8 protein-coding genes are annotated in these 9,172 nt (G+C 70.2%); 2 read left to right on the top strand and 6 right to left on the bottom strand.

What is annotated here, in order from left to right:
- Positions 1-275 precede the first annotated feature (275 nt).
- Together GPA03_RS18670 and GPA03_RS18665 are read left to right on the top strand one after the other, a co-directional pair.
- Positions 276-2,258 carry an aldo/keto reductase gene (locus tag GPA03_RS18670; protein WP_156253555.1) on the top strand — a complete coding sequence of 661 codons (1,983 nt, stop codon included), beginning with the start codon at positions 276-278 and terminating at the stop codon, positions 2,256-2,258.
- Entirely contained in the window at positions 2,255-3,250 is a 996-nt protein-coding gene (locus GPA03_RS18665) for a LacI family DNA-binding transcriptional regulator (protein ID WP_241681376.1), read from the top strand. The genes GPA03_RS18670 and GPA03_RS18665 overlap by 4 nt, the downstream gene beginning before the upstream one ends.
- Positions 3,251-3,266: 16 nt before the next feature.
- Here the strand turns inward: GPA03_RS18665 and GPA03_RS18660 are convergent, their stop codons facing one another.
- The 6 genes from GPA03_RS18660 to dnaK form a co-directional block, all read right to left on the bottom strand.
- Entirely contained in the window at positions 3,267-3,428 is a 162-nt protein-coding gene (locus tag GPA03_RS18660; protein WP_156253554.1) for a hypothetical protein, read from the bottom strand.
- A gap of 62 nt (positions 3,429-3,490) precedes the next feature.
- Entirely contained in the window at positions 3,491-4,780 is a 1,290-nt protein-coding gene (locus GPA03_RS18655; protein ID WP_156253553.1) for a hypothetical protein, read from the bottom strand.
- 158 nt (positions 4,781-4,938) lie between these two features.
- The gene (locus GPA03_RS18650) at positions 4,939-5,355 is read right to left on the bottom strand and encodes a heat shock protein transcriptional repressor HspR (protein WP_156253552.1); all 417 of its coding nucleotides are present in this window, start codon (positions 5,353-5,355) and stop codon (positions 4,939-4,941) included.
- 4 nt (positions 5,356-5,359) lie between these two features.
- The gene (locus GPA03_RS18645; RefSeq protein ID WP_156253551.1) at positions 5,360-6,364 is read right to left on the bottom strand and encodes a DnaJ C-terminal domain-containing protein; all 1,005 of its coding nucleotides are present in this window, start codon (positions 6,362-6,364) and stop codon (positions 5,360-5,362) included.
- A 34-nt stretch (positions 6,365-6,398) separates the two neighbouring features.
- Positions 6,399-7,040 carry a nucleotide exchange factor GrpE gene (locus tag GPA03_RS18640; RefSeq protein ID WP_156253550.1) on the bottom strand — a complete coding sequence of 214 codons (642 nt, stop codon included), beginning with the start codon at positions 7,038-7,040 and terminating at the stop codon, positions 6,399-6,401.
- Positions 7,037-8,905, bottom strand: a complete 1,869-nt coding sequence (gene dnaK, locus GPA03_RS18635; protein ID WP_156253549.1) for a molecular chaperone DnaK — start codon at positions 8,903-8,905, stop codon at positions 7,037-7,039. The genes GPA03_RS18640 and dnaK overlap by 4 nt, the downstream gene beginning before the upstream one ends.
- Between the last annotated feature and the right edge of the window lie 267 nt (positions 8,906-9,172).

The raw sequence follows: 9,172 nt of genomic DNA, 5'->3' as shown, positions 1-9,172 counted from the left end.
GGGACACCTCTACCAGGCCCACCCCGAACGATTCCGAGCCCGACCCGTCATCCACACCCCGATGGCACAAGTCGCCATCAACCACCCCACCACCGACGACCGACTCCAGACAGGTTGACAGGTTCCGAGGACGTCACGTTCGCGGGGCGAACTCGGCGTGAGGTAGCGCTCGGACGCGTCCCGGCGCTAGCGTTGAGCGGGTCGTGAACGTTCACGAGCTGGCCACGGACACGTCGTCCGCGGCGATCCCAGACCCCCTCGAAGGTGAGTGCTCCATGGTGAACCCCGTCCGATGGGCCGTGCTCGGTCCAGGCAACATCGCCCGCCGGTTCGCGACCCAGCTGCCAGCCAGCACGTACGGGACGCTGGTCGCCGTCGGCAGCTCCGATGCCGCCAGGGCGCGCGCGTTCGCCGAGGAGCTCGCGGGCACGCACGGCGAGCTGCGCACCGGCACCTACGAGCAGATCCTGGCCGACGCCGAGGTGGACGCGGTCTACATCTCGACCGTGCACACGACCCACGCCGCGCTCACGATCGCGGCGCTCGCGGCCGGCAAGCACGTGCTCTGCGAGAAGCCGCTCGCGCCGAACCACGCCCAGGCGATGGCGATGGTCGACGCCGCCACCACCAGCGGGAACGTGCTGCTCGAGGCGTACATGTACCGGTTCCACCCGCAGACGGCGCGGGTCCTGGAGCTGGTCGCTACCGGCGCGATCGGCGAGCTGCGCCACGTCGACGCCGCGTTCGCGTTCGCCACGGGTGCTAACGAGGGCCGTCTCTTCGACCCGGACCTCGCGGGCGGCGGCATCCTGGACGTCGGCGGCTACCCGGTCTCCTACGCACGCGCCATCGCGGGAGCCGCCGCGGGCCGCTCGTTCGTGGACCCGGTCGAGGTCCACGCGGCAGGCACGGTCGAGGACGGCGTGGACACCTGGGCGGTCGCCGATCTCGTCTTCCCCGGCGGCTCGACGGCGACCGTGCGGACCGGGGTCCGGCTCGCCGACGTCGGGCTGAGCATCTATGGCTCGGCCGGCTACATCCGCCTGCAGAACCCCTGGACCATGGCGGAGGACAACGTGCTGACGCTTGCCGTCGTCGGGCAGGACCCGGTCACCGAGACCCTGGACGGGCACCAGCCCTACGCGCTCGAGGCCGACGCCCTCGCCGAGGCGATCGGCCGCGGCGAGGTGCCGCAGATGAGCCACGATGACTCGCTCGGCACCCTGCGGGTGCTGGACGAGTGGCGCTCCCAGATCCGGCTCGCGTACCCGTTCGAGCGGGACGAGGCGGCGATCCCGACCGTCTCCGGCGCCCCGCTGCGGTTCGGTCGCGAGCAGATGCGCTACGGCCGTATCCCCGGGGTCGACAAGGACATCTCCCGCGTCGTGATGGGCTGCGACAACCAGCTCACGCTCCCCCACGCCGCCGCCATGTTCGACCACTTCGCCCAGGCCGGAGGCACCGCCTTCGACACCGCGTTCATCTATGGCGGCGGGCGGATGGAGACGTTGCTCGGGCGGTGGCTCGCCACAAGAGGCGTGCGCGAGGAGGTGGTCGTGATCGCGAAGGGCGCGCACACCCCGCACTGCAACCCCGACGCGTTGAGCAGCCAGCTGCTGACCTCGCTCGAGCGCCTGGGGATCGAGGGGGCGGACGTCTACATGATGCACCGGGACAACCCCGAGATCCCTGTGGGTGAGTTCGTCGACGTCCTCGACGAGCACGCCCGCGCCGGCCGGATCGGGGTGTTCGGCGGCTCGAACTGGACCATCGAGCGTTTCGAGGAGGCCAACGCCTACGCCGACGCGAACGGGCGGCAGGGCTTCAGCGTGCTGAGCAACCACTTCGGCCTCGCCGAGGCGTACGACGTGCCGTGGGCGGGGTGCATGCACGCCACCGACCCCGCGTCGAAGGCATGGTTGACCCGGTCCGGCACCCCGCTGCTGCCGTGGTCCTCGCAGGCTCGTGGGTTCTTCGCACGCGCCGACCCGCAGGACCGGTCCGACGCCGAGCTCGCGCGCTGCTACTACAGCGACGACAACTTCGAGCGGCTGCGGCGCGCGCGTGAGCTCGCGGGAGCACTCGGGGTCCACCCGACGGCGATCGCGCTCGCCTTCGTGCTCCACCAGCCGTTCCCCACGTTCCCGCTGATCGGGCCGCGCACGATCGCCGAGACCCGGTCCTCGCTCGCGGCCGTGGCGCTCGACCTGACCCCGGGGCAGGTGGACTACCTCGACCTGCAGTCGGACGCGCCGTGAGCCGACCGCCCCACCGGGGCCGCCCGGCCACGATCATCGACGTGGCCGAGGCGGCGGGCGTGTCGCGCCAGACCGTGACGCGCGCGATGAACGACATGCCGGGCATCAGCCGCGTGACCAAGGAGCGCGTGCTCGAGGTGGCGAAGGAGCTCTCCTACCGGCCCTCCCGCTACGGACGCGGGCTCGTCGGGCACAGCCGCCGCACCATCGGGCTCGTCGTCGACGACCTCACGAACCCCTACTACCCCCAGCTGGCCTCGGCCGTGGTCTCGAGCGCGACGGAGCGCGGCTGGAACGTCATGCTCGCGCAGACGGCCGGTGCAGCCGACGAGGCGGCGCTGGTCGCCGACCTCGCGGCTCAGGCCGACGTGCTCATCGGGTACCCGCGCACGGCCGACGGCGCGCCGCACGACGCGCTCGTCGGCGTCCCGTTCGTCCACGTCGACGCCGGCCCGAGCACCCCCGGGGGCGGCGTCGAGCTCGATGCGACAGCCGCGATGGAGGACCTGGCGGACCACCTCATCGAGCGGGGAGCGCGGCGGCCGGCCCTGCTCGACGTCGGGACGGGCACGGTGGCCACCGATCGCGGCCGGAGCTTCATGCGAGCCATGGCAACCCGCGGCGTCCCGGCCGTGCGGCAGACGTGCGAGCTGTCGACCTTCGGGTCGGGCGCGAGCGGAGCCCGAGCATTGCTCGCCGCGCACCCGGGTGTGGACGCGGTCATGGCCTTCAACGACGTGATGGCCTGCGGCGTGCTGCGAGCGATGCACGAGTCCGGCGTCGAGGTGCCGGGCCAGCTACGGCTCGCTGGGTGCGACGGGCTGGATCTCGGCACCGTGGTCCACCCTGCCCTGACCACGCTCGCCCTCGACATGGCCGAGGTGGCTCGGGCCGCCGTCGGGATGGCGCTCGGGATGTTCGAGGGGACGGTCCCGTTGGAGGGCTACCGCACCCGGGTGCGTCATCGGCTGCTGGTGCGGTCCTCGACCTGAGCCGTGACGGCGCGGATCAGTTGGAGCGCCGGCCGACCGCGAACATCCGCAGCTCGTGCTCCAGGCACGCGGCCACGTGCGCGGCCATATCGACAACGGGATCACCGCAGGCATCGCAGCGCAGCGAGGACGCGACCCTCTGCGCAGGGTCGCGGTACGTCAACAAGGTGTGCATCATGTCTCAGAGATGCTCCGGCTCCCCCGTCATGACGCGACCCGCACCGTGGCCTGCGTCACAGCTCAGCGGTCGAGCACCTGGATCTGCCCGTCGGGCGAGAGCGTGATCGGAGGCTTGTCGACCCCGAGGTCCTGCCACACGAAGGTCGGCCACCGCGCGAAGAACCCGGCGAGCACGTCGAGCTCGAAGGCGATCGCTTCGGCGGAGTGGCGCCCGGGCCGCACCCGGACCTTGCCCTGGGAGAGCGTGAACGGCATGGTGCCGACGGCCATCAGATACTCGATCTGACGCGGGTGCAGCACGTCGTGCGCGAACTTCGGCACCGAGGAGTGCACGTCGTAGGCGTCGTTGAACGCGGCCAGCTCGAAGTCGATCGAGGCACCCTTGAACAGCCGCCCCCAGCGGCTGTCGTCGCTGACCTGCAGGTCCGGCGAGCCGAACGGGAGCGTGACCTCGTGGATCACCTCGGAGTGGTTGTCGGTGACCGTACGGGTGCGGGTGTGGCCGTTGGAGTCGGTGTAGCTCTCGGTGCGCTGCGTCTGCCAGTGGTGCACGAACGCCACGAACCACGAGCCCGGGAAGAACTCGCCGTGCACGACGTCGCTGGTGCGGTGGTTCATGCCACCGACCGTGTGCGCCACCACCGAGAGCAGCCCGTCATCGCTCGCCAGGTAGTACCAGGACGGCCGGTGGTAGAACCCGAGCCGCATCTCGGGCGGCTGCTGGCGGAACCGCTCGAGCTGCGGGCCTGCGTGCTGCACGGCCGCCGCGACCGGGGCGAGCGCCTCGAGATAGGCCTCGAGCTCGTCCGGGTCCTTCGGGGCGCCGACCTGTGTGAGCTGATCGCCGTCGACGGCGAGGTTGAGGGGAAACCGGGCGGCGAAGGCGCTCATCGGGCCGTTCGCCACGGACAGGAACGCCTCGCTGAAGGACTGGTCGGCCGTGACCAGCAGCCCGCCGCCGGGCAGCATGCTGCGGTGCGGCGCAGCGACACCCTGGCGAGACTGGCCCGGGCTCGTGGCCACGAGCTCCGGCAGCGGCATGCCCAGCGGCATGCACACCACGCGCGCGTCGCCGGCCGCCTGGTACTCGAACACCTGGAAGTCGATGCCCGATCGGGTGCGCCCCACGATGTGCTCGTCCGTGCCGCGCTGGAACCCGAGACCGAACGGGGGCACGATCAGCCCGTTCGCGACCTCGATCGGGGGCCGCGACTCGAAGACCCAGCCTCGCTCCCGGATCGCCTTGACGTAGTTGTGCCGCTTGACGGCGAAGAAGATGCCCACGCCGGCTCCGATCGCCAGCAGCACGAGAAACCCGATGAGGACCCCGCTCGGGCTGCCGTCGCTCATGAGATACCTCGCTCCCGCACGCGCGGTCCGAGCCGGTGCTCAGCCATCACTCCCCCAAGGTTGGATCGCCGGAAGGCTACCGAACCGGCGACGTGGCAGGCGCGAGCGTGAACGTGCACACCTGCCCATGGGGCTCGCTGATGCGCTCCAGCAGTCGCTCAGTCCCGTGAGGGGCGCCAGACCACGAGAGCGCCGGCGGCCGTGGTGCGGCGCAGCCGGGTACCCGGCTTGGTGGCGACGATGTCGCCGCTGGGCGAGGCGGTGAAGACACGCGGCCGATGCCCGGTGAGGCCGAGGAGGTGCTCGAGCCGGTCGCGCAGCCGCTCGTTCTCCTCGACCAACTCGAAGATCCGGGCGATGCCGGCCAGGTTGACGCCCTCCTCCTGCGACAGCCGCTGGATCTCGCGGAGCTTGTCGATGTCGCGCTCGGAGTAACGCCGGCCGCGGCCGGCGGCGCGCGTCGGCACCACCAGCCCCAGCCGGTCGTAGGTGCGCAGGGTCTGCGCGTGCATGTCCGCCCGTGCCGCAGCCTCGGAGATGAGATAGGTCGGCTGGTCGTAGCGAGGCGACATCATGCGATCAGCTCCGGGCTGCCTCGGCGAGGCCCACCCGCGGGTCCTCGTTCGCCGTCGCCTCCGCGAAGGCGTCGAGCGCAGCCCGCGCGTCCTTCGAGAGGTTCTGCGGCACCCTGACCTGGATCGTGACGATCAGGTCTCCCCTGCCCCGCTTGGTCTTCACGCCCCTGCCCTTGACCCGCAGGCGGGCGCCGGACGACGTACCGGCCGGCACCTTCAGGCGCACCGAGTCGCCGTCGAGCGTGGGCACGGAGATGACCGCGCCGTCCACGGCCTCGGTGAACGAGACCGGCACGGTGAGCGTGAGGTTGTCGCCGCTGATCCCGAACACCTCGTGCGGCTCCACGGTCACGGTGACGACGAGGTCACCCGCGGGACCGCCGCCGGGGCCGGGTTCGCCCCGGCCCGGGATGCGAATCTTCTGGCCATCCTTCACACCCGGCGGGATGCGCACCTTGGTGGTCTTGCCGGCCACCGTGAGCCCGACCGTGTCACCCGTGACCGCCTGCCGGAACGGCAGCGAGGCCGAGGTGGCCAGATCGCGACCCTTGACCGGGCCGTACTCGGCGCCGCCGCGACCGAAACCACCACCACCGCCACCGAACAGACCACCGAGGAGGTCGTCGATGTCGGGGCCGCCACCTCCGGAGGAGTAGCGCACGCGAGCCCCGCCCGGTGCGCCACCGCCACCACCACCGCCGAACATGCCGCCGAACAGGTCCTCGAACCCGCCGCTGGCGCCGCCATGGCCGGAGGCGAACCGGGGTCCGCCTCCGGCCATGGCGCGCAAGGCGTCGTACTGCTGGCGCTGCTCGGTGTCGGAGAGCACCGCGTAGGCCTCACCGATCTCCTTGAACTTCGCCTCAGCCTTGGCGTCACCGGCGTTGTGGTCCGGGTGGTAGGTGCGGGCGAGCTTGCGATAGGCCTTCTTGATGGCGGACGCATCAGCGTCCTTGGGAACGCCGAGAGCCGCGTAGAAGTCCTTCTCCAGCCAGTCCTGACCGCTCATCCCGCACCTCCTGCCCTGTTCGTTCTCGTGACCCTCACTGCGGTCCGACGACGGCCACCCGGGCCGGTCGGATCACCCGGTCGCGCACCTTGTAGCCGGGCTGCAGCACCTGCTGCACCTGCTCCGTGGTGACGTCCGCGCTCTGGTTGTGCATCAGCGCCTCGTGGATCTCGGGGTCGAACTCCTCGCCGGCCTCGCCGTACCGCACCATCTCGAAGGTGCCCGCCAGGACACCCTCGAGCTTCTCGGCGATCGAGGCGAACGGACCGCTGAGCTCATCGTGGCGCCGAGCGAGGTCGATGTCGTCGAGGACGCCGATCAGCGCCTCGACCACATCTTCGTGCCCCCGCGTGCGGGCCTCGGTGACCTCGCCCCGCGACCGCCGCACATAGGCGTTGAACCGCTGGTCGAGGTTGTAGTTGTCGGCCTTGGCGCGGGCGAGCTGGTCGGTCAGCTCACCGAGCTGGTCGACCTGCGATGCACCCTCGGACCCCGTGCCTTCGGACCCCGTGCCTTCGGACCCCGTGCCCTCGGACCCCGACGGCGCGGGCTCCTGCTCGACGGCGGGACTCGCCTCCGGCTCTCGCAGCTCGCCCGTCTCGGGGTCGATCCGCCGCTTGTCGCGGACGACAGGCTCGCCCTCGCGCTCGGCAGCGTCCTGTGGACCTGGCGTCACTTGCGCTCCTCCTCGTCGTCCACGATCTCGGCGTCGACCACGTCATCATCCTCGACCGGGGCATCCTGCGTGGGGTCGCCGGCCGGGGCGTCACCTGCGGTCGGGTCGGTCGCCGACTGCGCATAGAGCGCGTCACCGATCTTGGAGGAGGCCTCCACGAGCGCGGTCTGCGCCGCCCCGATCGCCTCGAGGTCGGTGCCCTCGAGCGCGGCCTTCAGGTCGTCGATCTTGGTGCGTACCTCGCTGGTGACGTCCTCCGGGAGCTTCTCGGCGTTGTCGGTCAGGAGCTGCTCGGTGGAGTAGACGAACTGCTCGGCGCTGTTGCGCGTCTCCTGCTCCTCGCGGCGCTTGGCGTCCTCAGCCGCGTGGGCCTCGGCCTCGGCGACCATGCGGTCGATCTCCTCCTTGGAGATGCCCGAGCCGCCGGTGATCGTCATCGACTGCTCCTGCCCGGTGCCCTTGTCCTTGGCGGACACATGCACGATGCCGTTGGCGTCGATGTCGAAGGTCACCTCGATCTGCGGGACGCCACGGCGCGCCGGTGCGATCCCGGTGAGCTCGAAGGTGCCGAGCGGCTTGTTGTCCTGCGCGAAGTCGCGCTCGCCCTGGAACACCTGGATGAGCACCGAGGGCTGGTTGTCCTCCGCCGTCGAGAAGGTCTCCGACCGCTTGGTCGGGATCGCCGTGTTGCGGTCGATCAGCTTGGTCATGACGCCGCCCTTGGTCTCGATGCCCAGCGACAGGGGCGTGACGTCGATCAGCAGGACGTCCTTGCGGTCGCCCCTGATCACGCCGGCCTGCAGCGCAGCACCGACCGCCACGACCTCGTCCGGGTTGACACCCTTGTTGGGCTCCTTGCCACCGGTGAGCTCGGTGACGACCTCGGTCACGGCGGGCATGCGGGTGGAACCACCCACGAGCACCACGTGGTCGATGTCGTTCACGGAGATGCCGGCGTCCCGGATGACGTTCTGGAACGGGGCCTTGGTGCGCTCGAGCAGATCCTTGGTCATGTCCTGGAACTGCGCACGCGAGAGCTTCTCGTCCAGGTGGATCGGACCGTTCTCGCTCATCGACAGGTACTGCAGCGAGATGTTGGTCGAGGACGCGGAGGAGAGCTCCTTCTTCGCCGTCTCGGCCGCCTCGCGGAGGCGCTGCAGCGCGATCTTGTCCTTGGACAGGTCGACGCCGCTCTTGTTCTTGACCTGCTTGACGAGCCAGTCGACGATGCGCTGGTCCCAGTCGTCACCACCGAGCCGGTTGTCACCGTTGGTGGCCTTCACCTGGATGGTGGAGAAGTCGTCCTCGTCCTTGCCGACCTCGAGCAGGGAGACATCGAAGGTGCCGCCACCGAGGTCGAAGACCAGGATGAGCTCGTCCTCCTTGCCCTTCTCCAGCCCGTAGGCGAGGGCCGCGGCGGTGGGCTCGTTGACGATCCGCAGCACGTTGAGGCCCGCGATCTGCCCGGCGTCCTTGGTGGCCTGACGCTCGGCGTCGTTGAAGTACGCCGGCACGGTGATGACCGCGTCGGTGACCGGCTCACCCAGGTAGGACTCGGCGTCCTTCTTCAGCTTGCCGAGCACGCGTGCCGAGATCTCGGGGGCGCTGTAGCCCTTGTCGTCGATGTCCACGGACCAGTCCGTGCCCATGTGACGCTTGACCGAGGAGATCGTGCGGTCCACGTTGGTGACAGCCTGGCGCTTGGCGATCTCGCCGACCAGCACCTCTCCGGTCTTGCTGAACGCGACGACGGACGGCGTGGTCCGTGCGCCCTCGGCGTTCGCGATGACGGTGGGCTCGCCACCCTCGAGGACGGCGACGACGGAGTTGGTCGTGCCCAGGTCGATTCCGACCGCTCGTGCCATGAGTGTGTCTCCTTGTTTGGTTGAGTCTTGAGGGCTCAAGTCTGCTCGCTGAGGCAGGCTTGTCAAACTGACTTGAGTCTATGGGGCTCAACTCTGGGAGCGGGCAGATTGTTCCCGGTTCCCTCGACGAGGTCGAGATCGGTGGGTGGAGGAGCGCAACCTCGACCGCGCCGGTGGGGCGCATTGGCGCCCTCTGCTGTCCTCCTCCAGGCCCGCCGCCTCCTCCTGGAGGAGGAGCGGCGCGACCAGCGATCTCGTCGTCCGGGA

This window comes from Pseudactinotalea terrae (genome assembly GCF_009733845.1).
GTDB lineage: Bacteria > Actinomycetota > Actinomycetes > Actinomycetales > Beutenbergiaceae > Pseudactinotalea > Pseudactinotalea terrae.
The sequence above is the reverse complement of the archived record's forward strand: the minus strand, read 5'-3'. Positions and strand labels throughout refer to the sequence as shown.